A 21,468-nucleotide genomic window follows, 5' to 3' on the forward strand; every position below is an offset into this window, starting at 1 on the left:
AGCGTGGTCTTCCCGTGGTCTACGTGACCTATCGTTCCTACGTTGACGTGAGGCTTTTTCCTCTCAAACTTTTGCTTTGCCATCGTTTTTCCTCCTTAATATGTAGAATAAATAATAAAAAAATGCTCGTCCTCCTATATTATAACCGAATAAAAGTCAATTTTCAAATAGTTTCAACATAAAAATGGAGCCCACGACCGGGATCGAACCGGCGACCTCCGCCTTACCAAGGCGACGCTCTGCCGACTGAGCTACGTGGGCAAACATATGGTGGCGGGGGCTGGATTTGAACCAGCGACCTTCGGGTTATGAGCCCGACGAGCTACCGGACTGCTCCACCCCGCGACGTTAACTTTTGGAGCGGGAAACGGGATTCGAACCCGCGACACCCAGCTTGGAAGGCTGGTGCTCTGCCATCTGAGCTATTCCCGCACATGGTGGAGAGAGGTGGATTCGAACCACCGAAGGCGTGCGCCAGCAGATTTACAGTCTGCCCCCTTTGGCCAGCTCGGGCATCTCTCCACACCGTCATGCTCTTTATATTATAAAAGCAAAAATCGTTTTGGTCAATAGCTTTTTTATTCCTAAATATCCCTTACTTCCAAATATTTTTCCAGTTTTCTTTTTACTCTCTGCAGGGCGTTGTCGATAGATTTCACGTGCCGCTTAAGTTCTTTTGCTATCTCCTGGTAGGACTTCCCGTTTAAGTAGGATATCAGTACTTCCCATTCTAACTTACTTAATATTTCTCCCATCTTGCACTCTATATCCGCCACTTCTTCCCGGCTGATTATGAGCTCCTCCGGGTCAGTAATCTTCACCTCGGATAACACATCCATCAGCGTGCGTTCCGAATCTTCATCGTAAATAGGCTTATTTAAAGAAACGTAAGAATTGAGCGGTATATGCTTTTGGCGGGTAGCCGTTTTAATAGCCGTGATTATCTGCCTTGTGATGCACAGTTCCGCAAAGGCCCTGAAGGACGACAGTTTATCCGGGTTAAAATCCCTTATTGCCTTATAAAGGCCTATCATACCTTCCTGAATTATGTCTTCCCGGTCCGCACCTATCAAAAAGTAGGACCTCGCCTTGGATTTCACAAAATTCTTGTATTTGTTTATAAGGTACTCCAAAGCTTCACGGCTGCCGCTTCTTGCCTCGTATACTACCTCCTCGTCCTGCATGTCCTCGTAACAGGTGTAATCTTTTTTATGAAGCCCCGCCTTCACATTATCGCCCCCTGCAGAAATGGACCTATTTCATTATAGCTCATAGTAATTCAAGTAGTCAAGCTCCCTTGCCGCCTTTAAAGCGTTCGAGAATAAGCCTCCAGGTGCTTTTATCTACTCTTTCCCCCAATGTATTTCTTTCGAACTTCTGGATTTCTTCCCGTTTCCTCCTCTTTTCAACCAAAGCCATTATTTCATTCCTCAATTCCCTTGCGGACATGCGGACAGCGCCGCGACCCATTACAATCTGCTGTTCTATCCAGTCGGAAGTGGCCACTTTTACTTTGTCTCCCTTGCCCATGGAATCGACCGTTCTTTCTATGTATGCGTCAGCGGTTTCTCCTTCTTTAGTGAATACCACTTCTACCCCATTTATCAGGTAGCGGGCCCCGCGACCTCCTTCGACGTGATGGGCGTCGAAAACCACGACGATTTTCGTCCCCGTCTGGGCCGCATAGTCGCTCATGATATCCACCAACTTGTCCCTCGCCGTCTCAAGGCTTACGCTTTTTGCTTCGATAAGCTCCGGCCAGGCATTTATAATGTTATATCCATCTATAAACAGATATTCCTCGTGCTTTTCAACCATGCCTTCCTTCCCTTTGCCTCAGAATTTCGTACCCCAGAACTGCTGCGGCCACTGCGGCGTTAAGCGACGTGACGTGACCCCGCATGGGGAGGCTAACCAAAAAGTCGCATTTTTCCCTTACCAGCCTCCCCAACCCTTTATCCTCGCCTCCTACCACCAGGGCTATCGGTCCCGTCAAATCCGCCTCGTAGTAAGGTTTACCCTCTGGGTCGGCACCTACCACCCATATTCCCCTTTCCTTAAAGTATTCCAGGGTCGAAGCTATGTTGGCAACCCGCGCCACGTTTACATGCTCGGAAGTTCCCTCCGACACCTTGACCACAGTAGGCGTAACTGCGCAGGCCCTTCGTTTCGGAATTACAATCCCGTGGACACCCAAACAGTCGGCGGTGCGTATAATGCTTCCCAGGTTCTGGGGGTCGTTGATTTCGTTCAGCACAAAAATGAAAGGCTCCTCGTTCATTTTTTCAGCCGCTTCCAAAAGGTCCTCAACCGAAACGTATTCTTTTGGCGAAGTAACGGCGATTATCCCTTGAGGGCTCCTGGTCTGGGCCATCTTTACAAAACTTTCGCGGGGAAGCTCCACGACGGGTATGCCGGCGCTTTTTGCAAGCTCTATTATCTTCTTTATGTCGCCTTGCTGTTCCCCTTTTTTTATATAAATTTTATTCAAAGGCCGGCCTGCCTTCAAAGCTTCCAGAACCGCATTTTTTCCTTCTATCTGAAACTCCTTTTCTATATTCCACCACTCCCCATGATGGATTTTGCTAATCGCTGTTTTCGGTAAATGTTCTTAATGATATAATGGTGTAAACGAAGTTTGTAATCATGATATTTCAATTTGCTTTAAAAGTCAAGGAGGCGAATATCGTGAGGGTAACCGTTCTGACTTATACTCCCGAACCCGAAAAAACAGTGGCTGCGGCAGCCCGCCTTTGTTATTCCAGAATCGGCGCAATGGGAATTATGGAAAACTTAACCGACGAAAAGGTGGCTTCTTTCATACAAAAACTGATAAATTCGGGCCACATGTCGCCTTTGGAGCATGTAAGCTTTACCTTCGCCGTAGAAGGAGTCAGCCGAACTTTACTCGCCCAGCTCACCCGCCACCGGATAGCCTCATACTCGGTTCAAAGTTTGAGGTATAACAATCCTTTCGAAGAAGAACTGAGTAATCAGGATGAAGTACAAACAACCTGTTTGAAAGCCCAAAACAGGGCATACCTGCAGGGGTTTGCCTCAAGCGGAAAATACATAGCTCTCGTAGGGGGCGACATCAAAGAAGACGAACTGGAAGAAATAAGGAAAAATCCACCGGACAAAATCGACCGGGAATACCTTGGCCACTTTTTAAGAGGGCTATTTGACGCCGACGGCAAAATAACCGATGACGGCTTTTCCTTATCTTTCCCAGAAAAATTCCATTCGATTCTCTCTCAGACCCCTTTTGAGTTTGAGCAAAAGGGCGAAAGCCTGGTTTTATCCGGAAAGAAAGCGGTGGATTTTTGTCTTTTCATCTATAACGGACTTGATTTTGTCCGTTCATTATATTCCAGGGAAAAGCTGGCGAATCTTTGCAAAAGGGCTCCGGAATTTTTCAGCAAAATTAAAACACAGGCGAGAGATTATATCGCGCAGCGCTATTACTGCGTACTTCCGGCGGAAATAGAAAAAAATATTGATGCGATTTTGACTTATATAGCCGCCCTGGAAAATAGCAAAATGGCTTACCTCGAAATGGTGAAAATGGGAGTCGACAAGGAGGACGCCCGCTACATACTGCCGATGGGAACCTGCACAAACCTCGTGGTCACCATGAACGCGAGGAGCCTTTATAATTTCTTTAACCTCCGCTGTTGCGAAAGGGCCCAGTCGGAAATCCGCCAGCTTGCCCGGATGATGCTGAACGAAGTAAGAAAAATAGCCCCGAACCTTTTCAAAAAGGCCGGAGCTCCCTGCGAGGCCACGGGGTACTGCCCGGAAGGAGCCTTCAGCTGCGGGAAGTATCCTGTCCGGAATTGACCAATGCAAAGGAAGCCATGAGGATTTTGTTGAGTCTATCGTTTTTCCCCGAAAGGTAAAGGTAGCCCAAGAGCGCTTCAAAACCGGTGCTGTAATGGTAGTCCATTATATCAGCGTTCTTGGGCACCGAATTTACTTTTGCATTTCGGGCCTTTCGCACCACATCCCTCTCTTCAGGCGTCAGGTACTCTTCAATTTTTTTCAGGACTTCGGCTTGCGCTGAAGCCCTGACGTATTTTACCGTTTCCTGATGAAGGTCTTTGACTTTTTTCCCGCTTCCCACCACCATTGTTCTGACAAACAGGTTAAACACGGCGTCTCCGACAAAGGCCAATGCCAGCGAGGAAAGCTCCGATACGCTGCACTTTTTTTCGTTTTCCACCACTCACCACTCCGTTAAGCCCGCCGCCACCGGGTGCCGGTTGGCGTATCTTCAATTATTATTCCCCGAGCTTTGAGCTCATCTCTGATTTTATCGGCGAGCGCGTAATTTTTCGCTTTTCTCGCCTCCTGCCTCTCCTTTATCATCCGCTCGATTTCTTCATCGAGCAAGGTCGGCTGGAATTTGGAAAAGAGGCCGAGGACTCCTCCCAGTTCCAGTAGCAACGCCTTCGTCTTTTGCACAGCCTCCCTCGAGGAACTCTCGTTCAAGCTCACGTTGAACTCCCTCACGATGTCAAAAAGGGCAGCTGTGGCGCCGGCGGTGTTGAAATCGTCGTCCATGCTTTCGATGAATTTGTTCTTGTTCTCCATCTGCCTTTTCAGGTACTCTTCTTCCTCCCGATTCAAGGGCCTCTCCGGGGTCACCTTTTCCAGATGTTCCATGGCGTAGAGCGCCGTATAAAGTCGCTCCAGCGCGTTTTTGGATTGGTCCATGAGCTCCTTGCTGAAATTTATGGGGCTCCTGTAATGGGACGACAGCATCAAAAACCTCAGCACTTCCGCTTCGTATTCCTTAAGAATTTCCCGGACGGTAAAGAAGTTCCCCAGGGATTTTGACATTTTTTCGTTGTTGATATTAAGGTATCCTACGTGCATGAAGAATCTGGCAAAAGGTTTGCCGGTGACGGCTTCGCTCTGGGCGATTTCGTTTTCATGGTGGGGAAAAATGAGGTCCGGTCCACCGCCGTGGATGTCTATGGTCTCTCCCAGGTGCTTTACGGCCATAACCGAACATTCTATGTGCCAGCCGGGTCTTCCCTCTCCCCACGGGCTGGGCCAGGCAGGCTCGCCGGGTTTTTTCGCTTTCCACAGGGCAAAGTCCATCGGGTCCCTCTTTTTTTCTCCAGGCTCTACTCTCGCCCCGGCCTCGAGTTCCTCCAAATTCTGCCCGGAAAGCTTGCCGTACCCGGGAAAGCTCTTTGCCGAAAAATAAACGTCACCGTCCACCACGTAAGCATAGCCCTTTTCTATCAGCACCTTTATGAATTCTATGATATCCTGGATGTGTTCCGTAGCCCTCGGGTGAACGTCGGCCCTTTTTATGTTGAGGGCATCCGCGTCTTTGAAGTACTCCTCGATGAACCTGTCCCCTAATTCCTTGACGGTAATCCCTTCTTCGTTTGCCCTCTTTATCATCTTGTCATCAATGTCGGTGAAATTCTGAACGAATTTTACATCATAACCCTTGTATTTCAGGTAGTTTCTCACCACATCAAAGGTTATGAAAACCCTCGCGTTGCCTACGTGAAAATAGTCGTAAACCGTGGGGCCGCAGGCGTATATGGTAACTTTGTTGCCATTAAGCGGTCTGAATTCCTCTTTCCTTTTGGTCAGAGTATTGTATATCTTCACCTTCTTGCCTCCTTTCAAGCTGCTTTATCCTTTCCTCCAGCTCTTCGATTTTTCTTTGCAAACTCTTCATCATGTCCGCCACCGGGTCTGGCAGAAGGTGATGGTTCAGGTCCACTTTCGTGAAATCCGCTCTTGCAAAATCTATTTTCTTCCTCACAACGGCCTTGCCCGGCACACCCACCACCGTGCAGTTGGGCGGCACGTCCTTCAAAACCACCGCTCCCGCTCCTATTTTGCAGTTGTCTCCTATCTTTATCGGGCCGAGGATTTTGGCGCCGGCCCCCACGACTATATTGTTGCCGAGAGTCGGATGCCTTTTCCCCTTTTCCTTGCCTGTACCCCCTAAAGTCACTCCCTGATACAGGGTGACGTTATCTCCAATTTCGGTGGTCTCGCCAATCACCACTCCCATACCGTGGTCTATGAAAAAGCCCTTACCTATTTTGGCCCCCGGGTGTATCTCTATGCCCGTCAAAAACCTGGATATCTGGGATATAATCCTGGCTATCAGAAAGAACTTTTTCTGGTAAAAGAAATGGGCTATTCTATGCATCAAAATGGCATGAAACCCGGGATAGCACAGGATAACTTCCAGGATGCTTTTTGCCGCCGGGTCACGCTCGAATACGACTTTTATATCTTCCTTAATCGTTCTCAACAATGACATACCTTTCCCTCCCTGTAAATTATTGTTTGCGGGGATTAAAACAAAGGCCTTTCACCTCTCCAGAGGCGAAAGGCCCGCGGTCCCACTCTGATTTTTCACTCTTTTCCTTAACGGCCTAAGCCGCAGGCCTCTACTTTTAACTTCAAGGCCTGAACTCCGGGGCGCAACTTCGGTCCCGCCTTTCCTTGAAACCGCTCTCAGCCGCCGGCGGTTTCTCTCTGTAAGGGTATCGGGCCTACAATCCCCATCATAGTCTTTGCAATATCGATTTTTACTTCTTATGATAATAGAAATTCCGACTAAAGTCAAGGGGATTCTCGTTTATTCTGCAACTATAAGCTATATAACGTTTAACCCCATTTCTCTCAATATTGCCCTTGCCCTTTCCAGAATTTCTCGGGACGGCGGTTTTACGTCCTTCAAGGGGTATTTTAGTCCGAGAGCCTCCCACTTGTGGATTCCCAATTTGTGATAGGGCAAAAGTTCCACCAGCTCCAGCGAATTTAAGCTTTTCAAAAATTCGCCCAGTTTTTTAAGGTGCGTCACATCATCTGTAAACCCCGGCAGTAGAACATGTCTTATCCAAATCTTTTTACCAAGAGAATCTATAAACTTTAGATTTTCCAGGATTAATCGGTTATCCTTACCGGTAAGCTCCATGTGTACTTTCGGGTCCAAATGCTTTATGTCAAACAGGACGAGGTCGGTATAAGGGAGGATTTTTTCAAAAGCATTTCTTTTGCAATACCCCCCTGTATCGAGGGCCGTATTTATGCCTGCATCTTTGCACTTTTTCATGATGTGTGCCGCAAAATCCGGCTGAAGGGTGGGCTCACCCCCAGAAAGGGTTACTCCCCCTCCTGATGCATCCATATATGGCTTAAATGAAATTATCCTCTCCACCAAAAAATCCGCATCTTCTATCCTTCCTCCCGAAACAGACCAGGTGTCCGGATTGTGGCAATAAACGCACCTCAAGGGGCAGCCCTGCAAAAATATCACGAATCGTATCCCCGGACCATCTAATGTCCCCATACTCTCGACAGAATGCACCCTACCCTTTTGCCCCACTTTATCACCTCATGCTTTCGAAAAACGTCCGGGAAATCACTTCTAGCTGTTGCTCTCTTGAAAGCTTTACGAAGTGGACAGCATAACCCGACACCCTTATTGTGAGCTGCGGGTACTTGTGGGGGTTCTTCATGGCATCAATGAGAAGTTCCTTGTCCATAACATTTACGTTCATGTGATGCCCGCCTTTTGCAAAATACCCGTCCAAAAGGCCCACAAGGTTTTTTATCCTCACTTCCTCCGTTCTCCCAAGAGCCTTCGGCACAATCGAAAACGTATAGGATATACCGTCCCTGCAGTACTCATAAGGAATTTTGCAGACCGAATTAAAGGCCGCCAGCGGTCCATTTTCATCCCGCCCGTGCATGGGATTTGCTCCGGGAGCGAAAGGCTCTCCTGCCTTTCTGCCATCGGGAGTAGCACCGGTCTTTTTCCCGTAAACTACATTTGATGTGATTGTGAGTATGGACATGGTAGGTTTGGCATCCCTGTAAAGGGGTTTCCTGCTTAAAAATCCATAGAAAGTTTTAACAAGGGAAACGGCAATCGAATCAACCCTTTCATCGTCATTCCCGTACTTCGGGTAATCGCCCTCTACCTTAAAATCTACGCAAATCCCTCTGTCATCCCTTACCGGCGTAACTTTTGCATACTTTATGGCACTGAGCGAATCTACAGTTACAGAAAATCCCGCAATTCCAAAAGCCATAAGCCTTTCCACATCCGTATCGTGAAGGGCCATTTGAAGTTTTTCATAATCGTACTTGTCGTGCATGTAGTGTATGAGATTCATGGTATCGATGTAAAGATTTGCGAGCCACTCTAGGACTTTAATGTACCTTTCCCACACTCTGTCAAAGTTCAGAGGCCCTTCCGGCAAGGGCTCAAGCTTTGGGCCGATTTCCACACCGGTAATTTCATCCCTTCCCCCGTTTATGGCAAGGAGCAGCGCTTTTGCCAGATTTACCCTGGCGCCGAAAAACTGCATCTGCTTTCCCAGTTTCATGGCCGAAACGCAGCAGGCTATGCCGTAATCATCCCCGAAAATCGGCCTCATCAGATCATCGTTTTCGTATTGTATAGAGCTGGTCTTTATGGAAACTTCGGCACAAAAGCGCTTGAAATTATCCGGCAAATCTTTCGACCAAAGCACAGTAAGATTGGGTTCTGGTGCCGGCCCCAGGTTCAAAAGGGTGTTCAAAAAACGAAAAGTAGTCTTGGTGACAAGAGGACGCCCGTCGAGCCCCACGCCTCCTAAAGATTCCGTTATCCACATGGGGTCTCCCGCAAAAAGTTCGTTGTACTCCGGAGTTCTGAGCTGCCTCGCCATTCGAAGCTTTATCACGAACTGGTCCACCAGCTCCTGAGCTTCCTCTTCGGTGATAATACCCCTTTTGAGGTCCCTCTCGATATATACATCCAGGAAAGTGCTAACCCTGCCTAATGACATAGCCGCCCCGTTTTGCTCTTTAATAGCACCCAGGTATGCAAAATACACCCATTGTACCGCCTCGTGCGCGTTTTTCGCAGGAAGCGATATGTCAAATCCGTAACTTTCGGCCATACGCTTTAGGTCAGTCAGAGCCTCTATCTGACATGCCACTTCTTCCCTGAGCTGGACCAGCTCCGGAGTCATCGGGCCTTTAAGATTTTTTAGGTCCTTTTTCTTTTCTTCAATGAGCCTGTCCACACCGTAGAGCGCTACCCTGCGGTAATCCCCGATGATCCTTCCCCGCCCGTAGCTGTCCGGCAGTCCGGTAATTATGCCCAGCTTTCTCGCCATGCGCATTTCCTCGGTATAGGCCCTGTAAACGCCATCGTTATGTGTGGTGCGGTATTTGGTGAATATCTCCTTTATAGAATCGCTCAACTTGTAACCGTACGCCGAACACGCTTGCTCGGCCATCCTTATCCCGCCGAAGGGATTAACACCTCTTTTCAGAGGTTCATCGGTTTGAAGGCCTACTATTACCTCATCCTCCCTCTTGATGTATCCAGGGCCGTGACTGGTTATTGTGGATACTGTATTCGTGTCTATATTTAATACTCCTCCTTTTTTTATTTCTTCCGCAAGCAAATCCTTGCACTTTTCCCAGAGCCTTCTGGTTTTCTCCGAAGGCCCCTTTAAAAATTCACCACCTCCATAGTACGGAGTATAATTCTTCTGGATGAAATCCCTCACATCGATTTCCTCCACCCACCGTCCCGGGACAAAACCTTCCCAAGCTTCTTGCATCTTTCATGCCTCCTCCTTTCATTATTTAAAAGCAAAAGCCGCCTGAGCAAATTCCGCAATTTGCCCAGGCGGCCGGCATTCCTATTGGCCCCACTCCCCTGTGGTCAATTCCACATATAGCCGCCAGTCATGGGGCCCTTGCCTTTTTTACTTATATTAAACCAGATCAAAAATTTAAGTCAACACGGAAGAGAAGCCGTATTTTTACGAATTCAGGATTTTTAGCGCGATTTCCTCTCTTGTTTCTGTTATGAACGGAATTTTCGTCTCTCTTTCGGTTTCCCGATTGCAGGAAGCAATATCCTCCCTAGATATAGCCTCCAGTGAGAACTTCCTTGCACCTGCCATTAGCTGCTTTAGGCCTGCTGAAAGCTTATCAGCCAACGTCCAGAAGGCTATCGCGCCGTAAGGTATGTTCTTCATCTCATCTTCCCCGACCTTCTTTTTTACTTCGTGGTATCCCGCAAAAATCTCCTCCGCTTTCAGGCCTATCTGCGAAACGGTAGAAGGCAAACTATCCCAATTTCCGTTTACCTTGCTCTTTCTTTCGGGGTGAAGTACGCCTTCTATATTGGACCCTACGAAGGCCGGGATCATCAGGGCCCTTCCCATGCATACTACCTTGACAAAAGGTGCACCTAAAGCAAGGGCTTTAAAGATATGGTCCTCCCTCGCAAAACCTCCGGCGAAGGCCATGTCAACCACTTTATATCCCTTGTTTTTGAGAATTGAAGCGTACTCGTACGCCTTCGAATGGAGGAGGATTGACGGTATTCCCCACGTTTCCATCATGTTCCACGGGCTCATGCCAGTACCTCCACCGGAGCCATCGATAGTAAGCAGGTCTAAATTGGCTTCGGTGGCGTATTTTATCGCCATAGCCAAGCCGTCGACGCTGTACGAGCCGGTCTTCAAAGTTATCCTCTTATATCCCAATTTTCTCAGGTATTCGATTGTCTTCATAAATTCTTCCCTGACCTCTTCCGGCGAGGAGAGGTTTGTGTAGCCGAGTCTGCTGTGCCTTGCAAAAGATTTTATCGCTCCGCTTTTGTATCCTTCCACGACCTCGGGTTTTTCAGGGTCGGGGTCTACTACGTAGCCTCTCTTTTTTAAAAAGAGCGCATACTCTATATCCCTCACCTGAATCTCTCCGCCTATGCATTTTGCCCCCTGACCCCATTTAAGTTCCACAACTATCTGGTCGCCGTACTTCTCTATCACGTATTCCGCCACGCCGTTTCTTGAATCTTCCACGTTGAGCTGCACAAAAATTGCTCCGTATCCATCGTGATATCTTAGATAGGTCTCGATTCTCCTGTCAAGCTCAGGGGCAATCTTTATCCGCCCATTTTCTATCACGGCATTTCTGTCGACCCCAGCCACATTTTCGCCTATCACTATCGGTATCCCCACCAGGGCTGCTCCTATCGCAAGGGAATCCCAATATTTTGCCGCGATAAACGTCGAACCCAGCGCTCCCGTCATTATCGGCATACTGGCTTTTATCTTTTCACTACAACCGAATTCCGTTGTAATATCTACATTGGGGAAAATACAATCGTCCGGCGAATTGGAAAGGCCCTCTTTAAGTCCTGAAGCACCGTAGTTGTAACCCAATATCCTCAAGGAATTGTAGGAAATTCCCAAATGCGTGGTATTACCGCTTCCTGCCGTGACTGTGCCGAAATCCCTCGGATAGAGCATCTTCCTGCCTATGAGGCTTGAAAGCCAGGTCTCGCACCTGCCCTGGCAGTCAGCCCTGCACAGAGTACATAGCCCCGACTCTGCGGGATTCCCCCTATTCACAGTTCCCAGCACATCGTTGGATTTTGACCACGAAATCATCCATTATCCCCCCGACTGATTAATAAAAATAAAATTTTATAAAAAAATAAAAACCCACGGAAATTCCCCTTTCAGGGACCTTCCGAGGGTTTTTATCCCTACGGTGTGGCAGGACTTGCCTGCCTGGTGCCGCTTGGTCCTGACACCTTTCAGGCCGGAACCCTAGGCACCCTCCCTTAAAAGTGCGCTCTTGTATACTTGTGCTCAATTATTTTTTTATGATTATACAATTCACCTTATAATAATGTCAAGAGTTTTTTGCACAAAAAAAAGCGAGATAAGCCCGCTTTTTTACAGCTTTCAAAGTTTTTTAATGAGGCATACGGCCTGTGCCGAAATCCCCTCTCCTCTTCCCTCAAACCCCATTCCCTCGGTCGTAGTGGCCTTTACACTTACTTTATCCTTAGATATGTTCAACGCCTGCGCTATGTTTTCCCTCATCTTATCTATATAAGGGGAAAGCTTTGGCCTTTCGGCGCAAACTACCGAATCTATGTTTACCACCCCAAAACCCTCGCGTTTTAGCATCTCTCCTACCCTCTTCAAAAGGAGAATGCTTCGTATGTCCTTGTATTCCGGGTCAGTATCTGGAAAATGGACGCCTATATCACCCAGAGCAGCGGCCCCTAAAAGTGCGTCATTTATGGCGTGGACCAGGACATCCGCGTCGGAATGGCCCAGCAGCCCTTTTTCGTAAGGAATCTCAACCCCGCCCAATACCAGCTTTCTTCCCTTTACCAGCCGGTGGGCGTCGTATCCGATACCTATTCTCATTTTCTCACCTCTTGAAATCTCCGTATCCCATGTTTAAAAAGGCCTCAGCCACTATCATGTCTTCCGGAGTAGTTATTTTGATGTTTTCATAAGCTCCCTCTATCATTCTCACAGGAAATCCGAGCCTCTCTACTAGAACCGTATCATCAGTACCGTAAAATCCACTTTTCCTCGCTTCTTCGTGGGCTTTGAGTATCAACGAATACTCAAAGGTTTGTGGCGTCTGGATGGCCCACAGGGTTTTTCTGTCGGGGGTGTTCAGAATAAATCCCTTGTCCACAACTTTTATGGTATCCTTCACAGGCACTCCCACGCCGACGGCTCTGTACTTCTTTGCAGCTTCGATGCTATCCAAAATTATCTTTCTCGTGACGAACGGTCGCACCCCATCGTGTATAACAACAATATCGGTTTGAGGAGAGCAGCTCCTCAAACCGTTGTAAACAGAATCCTGGCGCTCCTTTCCGCCTTCCACGAGCTTTACCTTTCTAAATCGGTAGGGCTGGAGAATTTCTCTTTGAGCGTAAATAATATCGGAAGACCCCACGACCAGTATTATCTCATCGATTTCCTGCAGGCTTTCAAAGGTGTTCAAGGTGTAGTAAAGGATGGGGCGTCCTTTCAGCATTAAAAACTGCTTGCTCAGCGTGGAATTCATTCGTCTGCCCCTGCCGCCGGCCGCAATCACCGCTGCAACTTTCATTTGTTTCACCCCGGCTACATCGATTTAGGCTTTGCGAAAATCATCCTCCCGGCAGCGGTCTGCAGCACGCTGGTCACCATAACACCTATGGTCTCACCTATATGCTTTTTGCCACCATCTACCACAATCATGGTCCCGTCGTCCAAGTACGCGACCCCCTGTCCCGCCTCCTTGCCGTCTTTTATAACCTGCACCACCATTTCCTCACCCGGGAGAACTATCGGTTTTACCGCATTGGCAAGTTCGTTGATGTTCAAAACCGGAACTTTATGAAGCTCTGCCACCTTATTCAGGTTAAAATCGTTGGTTATTATCTTTCCGTCGAGCATCTGGGCGAGTTTCACCAATTTGCTGTCAACCTCGGCGATATCGTCGAAATCTTTCTCGCAAATCTGCACCTCGATGTTCATTTCCTTTTGCATTCTGTTCAGAATGTCGAGCCCCCGGCGACCGCGGTTCCTTTTGAGGACATCCGACGAGTCGGCTATGTGCCTCAGCTCTTCCAGCACGAAGCTCGGCACTATTATCGGCCCTTCGAGAAACCCGGTCTGACATATATCGGCGATTCGCCCATCTATTATCACGCTAGTATCGAGAATCTTCGGTTTTATCCTGTTTGAACTTGCAGATGAATTTGCGGAAGCGGTCTGCTGCTTTTTCTGCCCTACGGGGATGGGAATCAAGGCAGACAATTCTTCTCGCTTTTTGATGGCCACACTCGCTCCGATGTACCCCAGCACCAGATTTGCTACTATAAGCAGGTACGGCCCCATCCACGGAATGCTCAAAAGCGCCATGGAAAAAAGATTTGCTATCACAAGCCCCATAAAAAGTCCTATAAACCCGTAAAGTATATCCCTCATCGGCGTTTTCTGGAGCCTGTTTTCCAGCCATTCCTTGGTTCTGGTCCCCCACAAAAACACCTTCGGAGTTAGTAAATAAAATATCATTGCGAAAATTAAAGAGCTAACTATCTTACCAGCTATTACACTGGTTTCGTTCAGGGATAAAAGCCTCAAAAGTTCGTTTACGCGAAATACCATTGCAGAAATTTCATATCCCACAACGAGTCCCAAAAGCGATAGAGCGGCTTGAATGATTCTGTATATCATCGTTTTATCACCTCCTATATAAAGTATTGCCGATTTTTAGCACTTTTTTTCCTTTCTCCTCACTTCCATTATATAATATAATCGCCCTCCAATCTATATTCGGAGAGGGAAAAGCCGGAAATACAAAAAAAACGCCCTTACCCTAAAGCTCTTTCTATCATTCTGTGGGCGCTCATCTCATCAATATTTTTCGACAGGGCGATTTCGCTTGCAAGGATCTGCTTGGCGTTTTCAAACATTCTCCTTTCGCCGGTAGAAAGTCCCTTTTCCTTTTCCCGCAATCCCAGATTTCTCACAACTTCGGCTACCTGAAATATGTTTCCGCTTTTTATTTTTTCCATATTGGCCCTGTACCTGTGATTCCAGTTGGCCGGCATTTTGCTCTTCTCACCGCGAAGTATTTTGAAGACCTGTTCTATCTCTTCATCGCTCACGACCTGACGAACGCCTATAGCTTTAACGCTTTTTATGGGAATCATGACTTTCATGTTCTTGAAATGCATCCTCATAACGTAGTATTTTTGTTTTTCCCCCAGAATCTCCTTTTCCTCTATGGCTTCTATTATCCCAGCCCCGTGCATAGGATAGACAACCTTGTCCCCTATGTTGAACATGCCGAAGCCTCCTAAATCAATATATGCTGACTTGATTATTAAATAACATAAAATTCCTGAAATGTCAAGTTAAATTTTAATTATACTATACATAGCAGAATTATGTCAATCAGATTTTTTGCCTTCACATTTTTCTCTATATTCTAACTTAAGTTTGACAAACGCCCGAAGTCATGGATATAATAAGACTTGTAAGAAAATATAGGGGGAATAGCAATGAAGGACCTGACCTATGAAGAATTCCAAGCTACAGTCTCCCAGTGCCTTGTAAGGCATAAGAGCATCATAGACGTCCTGACAAAGCTTCAAGAAACCGTAAGCCGCATCAACCGGGCCATTGCGAAATCGGTCACCGTATGCGGATGTCTGGAAATCAACGCAAAAAAGCAGCAAATCCCCAGCAACATCAGCCTTCAGGACCTGAGTTCATACATGGAAACCCACCTGAAGGGCAATTTGTGCCCCAACTGCAGGGAGATCCTAAAGCAGGAGCTAGGCAATCATCTTTTTTATCTCACCGCTTTATGCAACCTGCTGAACGTGAGCCTCGAAGACGTTCTTCTGGAAGAAAACGAAAAACTCACGACTCTCGGTATTTATAATCTTTCCTGAACTCCTCAATCCAAGGCCAAGTCGATCGCCTCCTTCAACTCCCTTACCCCCATGACCTCGATAGAGCCGCCGGTCTTTAAATCCTTAAAATTATCGTAAGGTATTATAACTTCCTTAAAACCAAGCTTTGCGGCTTCATTGACCCTCTTTTCCACGTAGCTGACCGAACGTATTTCTCCTCCGAGGCCCACTTCACCGATTATCACCGCTTCCCTTACAGGTCTATTCTTAAAGCTCGAAACTATGGCGGTCGCCACAGCCAAGTCCACGGCCGGTTCGGAGAGTTTAATCCCGCCGGCCACATTAATGTACACATCCTCGTGGGTAAGGTTAAGCCCCAACTTCTTTTCCAAAACGGCAATGAGCAAAACAGCCCTGTTGTAATCTATCCCAGATGTTTGACGGCGGGGCAGGTTGAAGCCGGTAGGGCAGGTAAGCGCCTGAACTTCCACCAAAAGAGGTCTTGTGCCTTCCATGGTACACACCACGGCAGAACCGGGGGCAGCTTTCTGCCTTCCCATGAGCAAAAATTTGGAGGGAGCTTTTACTTCTATGAGACCCGTTTCATGCATTTCAAATATGCCTATTTCGTTGGTTGAGCCAAACCTGTTTTTTACAGCCCTTACCACGCGATACGACTGATATCTTTCGCCTTCAAAATAAAGCACGCAATCCACCATGTGCTCCAAAGTCCGGGGACCCGCAAGGCTCCCCTCCTTGGTCACGTGCCCAATGATAAATACGGCCGTACCGGTCTCTTTCGAAAGCTTGAGCAGCCTGTGGGTGACTTCCCTCACCTGGCTGATGCTCCCCGGGGGTGACTCCAGCGCCGGAAGATAGACGGTCTGCACGGAGTCCAGGATTACCACATGCGGCAGCAGTTCCCTCACGTGACCTTCTACGACCTCTATGTTGTTTTCCGCCGCTATGTAAAGCTTCCCTTCTACAACCCCGAGCCTTTCCGCTCTCAGTTTGACCTGTTTTTCCGACTCTTCACCTGTTACGTAGAGCACAACCTTCCCCCTGGCGCTGAGTTTCCCGCCCATCTGGAGCATCAGGGTAGACTTACCTATTCCGGGGTCACCCCCCAAAAGTACCAAACTTCCCGGGACTATGCCGCCCCCCAGGACCCTGTCGAGCTCGTCCAAATCCGTCTTTATCCGTTCCTCTTCCGAATAGTGTATTTCGCTTAAAAGCCTGGGTTTACGGTATCCACCCGGAGCTTTTTTTTCTTCTTCGAACGAAAGCTCCTCTACAAGGCTGTTCCAGCTTTCGCACTCGGGGCACTTTCCCATCCATTTCACCGACTCAAATCCGCATTGCTGGCAGACGTATTTTTTCTTGCCCTTCAAATCCTCCCTCTCCTCCCATTGAAATCTATCAAAGCTTTTAAAAATGATAAAACCCGGCCGCGAACCGAATTCGGGAGATCCCCGAAAACCGATCCCACAGCCGGGTGTCCTCATCATTCGCCGCTATTGGCCGTCAAAGACAGCTCTTTTTTCCGGAATGTCAGCTTGTCATCCTCTACATCCACCAGCACCACATCGCCCGGCGATACGCTGCCTTTCAAGATTTCCTCGGAAAGGCTGTCCTCCACCTCTTTTTGGATGACCCTTCTCAAAGGCCTTGCGCCGTACATGGGATCGAAACCTTTCTTGACCAGCCATTCTTTTGCCTTTTCCGAAACTTCTATGGTCAGGTTGTTTTCTTTCAGCCTCTCGTTGACCTGTTTCAGCATGAGGTCCACAATCTTCTTCATGTGTTCTTCATTGAGAGGATGGAAAACTATTATCTCGTCCACGCGGTTCAAAAATTCCGGTCTGAACGTGCGCCTGAGTTCTTCCATTACTCTCTCTTTCATCTCTTCATAATTCTTGGCATCATCTTCTTTAGGTGCGAAGCCTAAAGCCCTGGTTTTCTGTATGTGATTTGCCCCCACGTTGGAAGTCATTATTATGACAGTATTCTTGAAGTCAACAGTCCTGCCCTGGGCATCGGTGAGCCTGCCGTCTTCCAGAATCTGGAGAAGTATGTTGAACACATCGGGGTGGGCTTTTTCTATTTCGTCGAACAGCACAACCGAATAAGGTTTGCGGCGCACTTTTTCGGTAAGTTCTCCTCCTTCTTCATATCCCACGTATCCCGGAGGCGCACCAATCATGCGGGAAACTGCAAATTTCTCCATGTATTCGGACATGTCAAGCCTTATCATGGCATTCTCATCGCCGAACATGGCCTCGGCCAGAGCTCTTGCCAGCTCCGTTTTGCCCACACCGGTAGGTCCGAGGAAGATAAACGAGCCTACGGGACGCTTCGGGTCTTTCAGCCCGGCGCGGGCCCTCCTTATGGCCCTTGCAACAGCCCTCACCGCTTCGTCCTGACCTATAACCCTTTGGTGCAGAATCTCCTCCATCTTAAGCAGTCTTTCGGATTCTTCTTCGGTCAGACGCTCTACTGGTATGCCGGTCCAGCTGGAGACTATTTTTGCTATATCTTCTTCGGTAACCGTTGCATTGTCCAGCTTTTGCTCCTGCTGCCACCGGGCTTTCAAACTGTCGACCTTGGCCTTTATTTCCTGCTCTTTATCTCTAAGTCTTGCCGCCTTTTCAAATTCCTGAGCTTTAATCGCTGCGTCCTTTTCCTTTCTCACCGCTTCCAGCTCGTCTTCCAGTTCCTTCAGTTCGGGAGGAGCCGTAAGACTCTTGAGCCTCACCCGGGAAGCGGCCTCATCTATTAAGTCCACGGCCTTGTCCGGCAGGAACCGGTCGGTAATGTAGCGGGCCGAAAGTTTGGCAGCAGCAACCAGGGCCTCATCGGAAATTTTAACCCTATGATGCGCCTCGTACTTATCCCTAAGGCCTTCCAGTATCTTTATGGTGTCCTCCACCGTCGGTTCTTCTACGATTATGGGCTGGAATCTCCTTTCCAAAGCCGGGTCCTTTTCTATGTGCTTCCTGTATTCATCAAGGGTGGTTGCGCCTATGGTCTGCAGTTCCCCGCGCGCCAGCGAGGGTTTCAATATGTTGGATGCATCGATAGCGCCTTCGGCCGCTCCAGCTCCGATTATGGTGTGCATTTCGTCGATAAACAGGATAACGTTGCCCGCCTGCTTTACTTCATTTATAACCTTCTTTAACCTTTCTTCAAATTCTCCCCTGAACTTGGTCCCCGCCACCAGGGAAGCCAAATCCAGGCTTACTATCCTCTTATCTTTCAAAATCTCGGGCACTTCGCCCTCCACTATCCGCTGAGCGAGTCCTTCTACGATGGCGGTCTTGCCCACACCGGGTTCGCCTATGAGACACGGGTTGTTTTTGGTCCTCCGGGTCAAAACCTGAATGACCCGCTCTATCTCTTTCTGCCTGCCTATAACCGGGTCCAGCTTCCCTTCTGCCGCCAGTTCCGTCAGGTCCCTTCCGAACTGGTTCAGGGTCGGCGTATTGTTGGCTCTCCTGAAACTCGCCTGTCCTTTTACATCGGTGCCGAGGAGCGATAAGACCTCGTTTCGGGCCCTTTCCAGACTCACTCCCAGATTGGCCAGCACCTGCGCCGCCACGCCTTCCCCTTCCCGGATGAGCCCTAGGAGTATATGCTCGGTGCCCACATAATTGTGCTTAAGCCTGCGGGATTCATCCAGAGCCAGCTCCAGCACCCTCTTCGCCCTGGGCGTATATCCTATCGGACCCTGTACGGTGAAGGGGCCGACACCGATTAGTCTTTCCACCTGTTCCCTTACCTTGGAAAGCTCCACACCCAAATTCTGAAGGGCCTTTGCGGCCACTCCTTCGCCCTCTCTTATTAATCCCAAAAGAATATGTTCGGTTCCCACGACGTTGTGGTTCAATCGCCTTGCTTCTTCTTGAGCATAGGCTATAACTTTTTGGGCCCTTTCTGTAAATTTCCCGTTCATAATCCTCACCTCACCTCAATAATTTTTGTCTGAGCAAATTTGCCCTGTTTAAATCCCTTTCTAGCGGGGTCATGGTCTTTTTAAAAACTTCCTGGATATATGACGGTCCGGCGGTTATAAACAGGTTGTTGATTTCCTCGGGTTTCAAATTTTTTATGATGCCCATGTCCACCCCCAGCCTCACGTCGGATATATAACCCATGGCCTCCTGGGTGGACAGAAGCTTCGAATTCGTAAGTATTCCGTAGGACCTCGATATGCGGTCTTCGAGGCGAAGGCGATCTTCTCCCTTCAGATTTCTCCTGGCCTGTCTTTCGCTCGATATTATCTGACCCGCAACGCTCAGGAGATTTTGTATGATGTCCTCTTCAGATTTTCCCAGAGTTATCTGATTCGATATCTGATACAGGTTGCCCCAAGATTCGGTGCCCTCTCCGTAAAGCCCCCTCACCACCAATCCCAGCTGAGCCATGGTGGAAAACATGCGGTCCACCTGCTTCAACATGGTGAGCACGGGAAGGTGCATCATGACGGAGACCCGGATTCCGGTGCCCACATTGGTGGGACACGCGGTAAGATACCCCAGGCGTTCGTCAAAAGCAAAATCCAGCTGCTCCTCCAGCACGTCATCCACGCGGCTTGCGAGCTCATAAGCCCCTTGCGGGTCTAAGCCGGAAAAGATGCACTGAATCCTTAGGTGATCCTCTTCGTTGATCATTATGCTTATGCGCCGGTCGCCGCTTATTATAACCGCACCCCGGTCGTCTCTCGCCAAATCCGGGCTTATGAAGTGCATCTCCACCAGCAGATTCTTCTCGGTATCCGATAAGTCCTTCATAAGGTACAGCCTGGCATCTTTGGAAAGAACCGGGTTGGTCAAAAAAGCCCTGTACACCGAGTCAATTACTTCCTCCGCCTGGGTCCGGCTGAGGAGGTGCGGAAACGGCACATCTTTTAGATTTCGGGCGAGTCTGACCCTGCTCGTTATCACTATGTCGCTTTCGGGGCCCGTCGAATTAATCCACTCTATTTTTGTTGTATCCAAAAGCTCCTCAATAGACACATCCCGCACCCCCATCAACTCCGGCCCAGTTTTTGCTCAAGTTCTCTGATTTTATCCCTGAGCACGGCGGCTCTTTCATATTCTTCGGCATTAACCGCTTCCTGTAGCTCTCTTTTGAGCCTTTCTATTTCGCTCTTTATGCGAATCTTTCCGCCTCGTCTTTTTGGGACCTTGCCGACGTGATACGTCTTTCCGTGCAGGCGCCGGAGCATCGGATCCAGCTGCCCTTTGAAAGCTTCATAACAATGGCTGCAGCCAAACCTGCCTATCTGGGAAAACCGCGGGAAGGTTAATCCGCACCGGTCGCAGGAAAGCGGCTGGGACTTTTCCGGAAATTCCCTCATGAAGGGTTCGAAAAAGCCGGCCAAGAATTTCTGCATCGAAAACGGCTCTCCCTCTAAGTTGAAAGAAACGTCGAATATGCTTTTTTCCCTGGCGCACTGCTCACAAAGGTGGAGCAAAGTTTTTTCTCCATTTATTATCTTCGTTATATGCACTGTGGCCGGTCTTTTTTTGCATTCATCGCACATCATAATTATCATCCCCCTTTTCCTCTTCGTGGCCCAGCAAAGCAGCAATCATGGCTTTTAAAAGTCGGGCCCGCAACCTATCCCGCTCTGGAAGCGGTATCTCTAAATTTTTCCGGTTGATGGCGGCTTTGAAAAGTTCCGCCTCTCTATTAGAAATAATGCCTTCTTCCAGCATAAACTGCACAAGTCCACCGGCCTTAGAACTCGAGATGGAATCGCCCACCAGCTCTATTAATTCCCTCAAAAATTCATCATTTCTTATTTTTAACTTTTTTATCCTTATATATCCGCCGCCTCCCCTGCGGCTTTCTACAATGTATCCCCTTTCGACGGTAAACCTGGTGGTAAGCACGTAATTGATCTGAGAAGGAGCGCATCTGAACTTGCTGGCAAGTTCGTTTCTCTGAATTTCCAGGATATTCTTCCCTTCCTGAAACATTTCTTTTATAAAATTTTCTATGACGTCTGCAAGATTAGGCATAAGCGATTCCCTCCGGACGAGTCCAATGAATCAATTTTGACTTTGACTATCTTTGACTTTTGCTGTAAATATTATAACCAATATATGAAATTTTTTCAAGAGATAAAATCGGAGGGATGTGGTTATTTTATGATAATGTCACCTTGTAGACTATCGTGATAAAATGTCACTATGAGGAATGAGGTGCGTTATCTAATGTCACAAGAACAACTA

Annotated in this window: 21 protein-coding genes, 4 tRNA genes, 1 pseudogene, 1 riboswitch and 1 other annotated feature; of the genes and pseudogenes, 3 read left to right on the top strand and 23 right to left on the bottom strand. The window is 48.1% G+C overall.

The window, feature by feature from the left end:
• The 8 genes from AN618_RS13780 to rlmB form a co-directional block, all read right to left on the bottom strand.
• Nucleotides 1-83 (bottom strand): GTP-binding protein (locus tag AN618_RS13780; protein WP_245628482.1); only part of this gene is annotated, 83 nt, incomplete at its 3' end.
• Between the two features lie 102 nt (nucleotides 84-185).
• Nucleotides 186-261, bottom strand: a tRNA-Thr gene (locus AN618_RS10155).
• 7 nt (nucleotides 262-268) lie between these two features.
• A tRNA-Met gene (locus tag AN618_RS10160) sits at nucleotides 269-345 on the bottom strand.
• Nucleotides 346-356: 11 nt separating this feature from the next.
• Nucleotides 357-432: transfer RNA gene (locus AN618_RS10165), tRNA-Gly, on the bottom strand.
• Nucleotides 433-435: 3 nt separating this feature from the next.
• Nucleotides 436-522, bottom strand: a tRNA-Tyr gene (locus AN618_RS10170).
• A gap of 62 nt (nucleotides 523-584) precedes the next feature.
• On the bottom strand, nucleotides 585-1,229 hold the full coding sequence (gene sigH, locus AN618_RS10175) for an RNA polymerase sporulation sigma factor SigH (RefSeq protein ID WP_083515174.1): 645 nt from the start codon (nucleotides 1,227-1,229) through the stop codon (nucleotides 585-587).
• Nucleotides 1,230-1,287: 58 nt separating this feature from the next.
• Nucleotides 1,288-1,818 carry an NYN domain-containing protein gene (locus AN618_RS10180; RefSeq protein WP_066354623.1) on the bottom strand — a complete coding sequence of 177 codons (531 nt, stop codon included), beginning with the start codon at nucleotides 1,816-1,818 and terminating at the stop codon, nucleotides 1,288-1,290.
• Nucleotides 1,811-2,590: a 23S rRNA (guanosine(2251)-2'-O)-methyltransferase RlmB gene (gene rlmB / locus AN618_RS10185; protein ID WP_342670487.1), complete on the bottom strand. Its 780-nt coding sequence runs from the start codon at nucleotides 2,588-2,590 to the stop codon at nucleotides 1,811-1,813. Before rlmB ends, AN618_RS10180 begins: the two co-directional genes overlap by 8 nt.
• Nucleotides 2,591-2,646: 56 nt before the next feature.
• Here rlmB and thyX (AN618_RS14045) point away from each other — a divergent pair.
• Nucleotides 2,647-3,009: pseudogene (thyX, locus tag AN618_RS14045) on the top strand (FAD-dependent thymidylate synthase); the annotation flags it as partial.
• Nucleotides 3,010-3,315: 306 nt separating this feature from the next.
• On the top strand, nucleotides 3,316-3,840 hold the full coding sequence (gene thyX / locus AN618_RS14050; protein ID WP_342670488.1) for an FAD-dependent thymidylate synthase: 525 nt from the start codon (nucleotides 3,316-3,318) through the stop codon (nucleotides 3,838-3,840).
• Here the strand turns inward: thyX (AN618_RS14050) and AN618_RS10195 are convergent.
• The 10 genes from AN618_RS10195 to AN618_RS10245 all read right to left on the bottom strand — a co-directional run bounded on the left by AN618_RS10195 (nucleotide 3,809) and on the right by AN618_RS10245 (nucleotide 14,656).
• Nucleotides 3,809-4,222: a Mini-ribonuclease 3 gene (locus AN618_RS10195; protein WP_245628493.1), complete on the bottom strand. Its 414-nt coding sequence runs from the start codon at nucleotides 4,220-4,222 to the stop codon at nucleotides 3,809-3,811. The genes thyX (AN618_RS14050) and AN618_RS10195 overlap by 32 nt on opposite strands.
• Nucleotides 4,223-4,236: 14 nt before the next feature.
• Nucleotides 4,237-5,634 carry a cysteine--tRNA ligase gene (gene cysS / locus AN618_RS10200; RefSeq protein ID WP_066354632.1) on the bottom strand — a complete coding sequence of 466 codons (1,398 nt, stop codon included), beginning with the start codon at nucleotides 5,632-5,634 and terminating at the stop codon, nucleotides 4,237-4,239.
• Nucleotides 5,582-6,301: a serine O-acetyltransferase EpsC gene (gene epsC, locus AN618_RS10205; RefSeq protein ID WP_425402675.1), complete on the bottom strand. Its 720-nt coding sequence runs from the start codon at nucleotides 6,299-6,301 to the stop codon at nucleotides 5,582-5,584. Before epsC ends, cysS begins: the two co-directional genes overlap by 53 nt.
• Before the next feature lie 58 nt (nucleotides 6,302-6,359).
• Nucleotides 6,360-6,561 (bottom strand) — a binding site (T-box leader).
• A gap of 79 nt (nucleotides 6,562-6,640) precedes the next feature.
• A complete protein-coding gene (gene pflA, locus AN618_RS10215) occupies nucleotides 6,641-7,372 on the bottom strand; it encodes a pyruvate formate-lyase-activating protein (RefSeq protein ID WP_157081712.1) in 732 nt (243 codons plus the stop codon).
• 4 nt (nucleotides 7,373-7,376) lie between these two features.
• Nucleotides 7,377-9,608 carry a formate C-acetyltransferase gene (gene pflB / locus AN618_RS10220; protein WP_066354639.1) on the bottom strand — a complete coding sequence of 744 codons (2,232 nt, stop codon included), beginning with the start codon at nucleotides 9,606-9,608 and terminating at the stop codon, nucleotides 7,377-7,379.
• A 55-nt stretch (nucleotides 9,609-9,663) separates the two neighbouring features.
• Nucleotides 9,664-9,749, bottom strand: a riboswitch (ZMP/ZTP riboswitch).
• Between the two features lie 63 nt (nucleotides 9,750-9,812).
• Entirely contained in the window at nucleotides 9,813-11,453 is a 1,641-nt protein-coding gene (locus AN618_RS10225; protein ID WP_066354645.1) for an FMN-binding glutamate synthase family protein, read from the bottom strand.
• 300 nt (nucleotides 11,454-11,753) lie between these two features.
• Nucleotides 11,754-12,227, bottom strand: coding sequence for a 2-C-methyl-D-erythritol 2,4-cyclodiphosphate synthase (gene ispF / locus AN618_RS10230; protein ID WP_066354647.1), 474 nt, complete (start codon nucleotides 12,225-12,227; stop codon nucleotides 11,754-11,756).
• Between the two features lie 4 nt (nucleotides 12,228-12,231).
• Nucleotides 12,232-12,930, bottom strand: coding sequence for a 2-C-methyl-D-erythritol 4-phosphate cytidylyltransferase (gene ispD / locus AN618_RS10235; RefSeq protein ID WP_066354648.1), 699 nt, complete (start codon nucleotides 12,928-12,930; stop codon nucleotides 12,232-12,234).
• Nucleotides 12,931-12,944: 14 nt separating this feature from the next.
• On the bottom strand, nucleotides 12,945-14,042 hold the full coding sequence (locus AN618_RS10240) for a PIN/TRAM domain-containing protein (RefSeq protein ID WP_066354650.1): 1,098 nt from the start codon (nucleotides 14,040-14,042) through the stop codon (nucleotides 12,945-12,947).
• A 137-nt stretch (nucleotides 14,043-14,179) separates the two neighbouring features.
• Nucleotides 14,180-14,656 carry a CarD family transcriptional regulator gene (locus tag AN618_RS10245; RefSeq protein WP_066354652.1) on the bottom strand — a complete coding sequence of 159 codons (477 nt, stop codon included), beginning with the start codon at nucleotides 14,654-14,656 and terminating at the stop codon, nucleotides 14,180-14,182.
• A gap of 216 nt (nucleotides 14,657-14,872) precedes the next feature.
• On the opposite strand from AN618_RS10245, the gene AN618_RS10250 reads away from it, so the two are divergent.
• Nucleotides 14,873-15,268: a nucleoside triphosphate pyrophosphohydrolase family protein gene (locus tag AN618_RS10250; RefSeq protein ID WP_066354654.1), complete on the top strand. Its 396-nt coding sequence runs from the start codon at nucleotides 14,873-14,875 to the stop codon at nucleotides 15,266-15,268.
• Between the two features lie 5 nt (nucleotides 15,269-15,273).
• On the opposite strand, the gene radA is transcribed toward AN618_RS10250, so the two are convergent.
• The 5 genes from radA to AN618_RS10275 all read right to left on the bottom strand — a co-directional run bounded on the left by radA (nucleotide 15,274) and on the right by AN618_RS10275 (nucleotide 21,255).
• Entirely contained in the window at nucleotides 15,274-16,620 is a 1,347-nt protein-coding gene (gene radA / locus AN618_RS10255) for a DNA repair protein RadA (protein ID WP_066354677.1), read from the bottom strand.
• A 113-nt stretch (nucleotides 16,621-16,733) separates the two neighbouring features.
• Nucleotides 16,734-19,181: an ATP-dependent Clp protease ATP-binding subunit gene (locus AN618_RS10260; RefSeq protein WP_066354656.1), complete on the bottom strand. Its 2,448-nt coding sequence runs from the start codon at nucleotides 19,179-19,181 to the stop codon at nucleotides 16,734-16,736.
• Nucleotides 19,182-19,191: 10 nt separating this feature from the next.
• Nucleotides 19,192-20,244 (bottom strand): protein arginine kinase, encoded by a 1,053-nt coding sequence (locus tag AN618_RS10265; RefSeq protein ID WP_083515175.1) that lies wholly within the window; start codon nucleotides 20,242-20,244, stop codon nucleotides 19,192-19,194.
• Nucleotides 20,245-20,258: 14 nt separating this feature from the next.
• Nucleotides 20,259-20,777 carry a UvrB/UvrC motif-containing protein gene (locus tag AN618_RS10270; RefSeq protein WP_066354661.1) on the bottom strand — a complete coding sequence of 173 codons (519 nt, stop codon included), beginning with the start codon at nucleotides 20,775-20,777 and terminating at the stop codon, nucleotides 20,259-20,261.
• Nucleotides 20,764-21,255, bottom strand: coding sequence for a CtsR family transcriptional regulator (locus AN618_RS10275; RefSeq protein ID WP_066354664.1), 492 nt, complete (start codon nucleotides 21,253-21,255; stop codon nucleotides 20,764-20,766). Before AN618_RS10275 ends, AN618_RS10270 begins: the two co-directional genes overlap by 14 nt.
• Between the last annotated feature and the right edge of the window lie 213 nt (nucleotides 21,256-21,468).

It is taken from the genome of Fervidicola ferrireducens (assembly GCF_001562425.1).
GTDB classification, from domain to species: Bacteria; Bacillota; Thermosediminibacteria; order Thermosediminibacterales; family Thermosediminibacteraceae; genus Fervidicola; species Fervidicola ferrireducens.

Bases quoted from the DNA above. Each gene is read 5' to 3' on its own strand.
- AN618_RS10180 (WP_066354623.1), bottom strand. From the start codon at position 1,818: ATGGTTGAAAAGCACGAGGAATATCTGTTTATAGATGGATATAACATT.
- epsC (WP_425402675.1), bottom strand. From the start codon at position 6,301: ATGTCATTGTTGAGAACGATTAAGGAAGATATAAAAGTCGTATTCGAG.
- pflB (WP_066354639.1), bottom strand. From the start codon at position 9,608: ATGCAAGAAGCTTGGGAAGGTTTTGTCCCGGGACGGTGGGTGGAGGAA.
- AN618_RS10225 (WP_066354645.1), bottom strand. From the start codon at position 11,453: ATGATTTCGTGGTCAAAATCCAACGATGTGCTGGGAACTGTGAATAGG.
- ispF (WP_066354647.1), bottom strand. From the start codon at position 12,227: ATGAGAATAGGTATCGGATACGACGCCCACCGGCTGGTAAAGGGAAGA.
- ispD (WP_066354648.1), bottom strand. From the start codon at position 12,930: ATGAAAGTTGCAGCGGTGATTGCGGCCGGCGGCAGGGGCAGACGAATG.
- AN618_RS10240 (WP_066354650.1), bottom strand. From the start codon at position 14,042: ATGATATACAGAATCATTCAAGCCGCTCTATCGCTTTTGGGACTCGTT.
- AN618_RS10245 (WP_066354652.1), bottom strand. From the start codon at position 14,656: ATGTTCAACATAGGGGACAAGGTTGTCTATCCTATGCACGGGGCTGGG.
- AN618_RS10250 (WP_066354654.1), top strand. From the start codon at position 14,873: ATGAAGGACCTGACCTATGAAGAATTCCAAGCTACAGTCTCCCAGTGC.
- AN618_RS10260 (WP_066354656.1), bottom strand. From the start codon at position 19,181: ATGAACGGGAAATTTACAGAAAGGGCCCAAAAAGTTATAGCCTATGCT.
- AN618_RS10270 (WP_066354661.1), bottom strand. From the start codon at position 20,777: ATGATGTGCGATGAATGCAAAAAAAGACCGGCCACAGTGCATATAACG.
- AN618_RS10275 (WP_066354664.1), bottom strand. From the start codon at position 21,255: ATGCCTAATCTTGCAGACGTCATAGAAAATTTTATAAAAGAAATGTTT.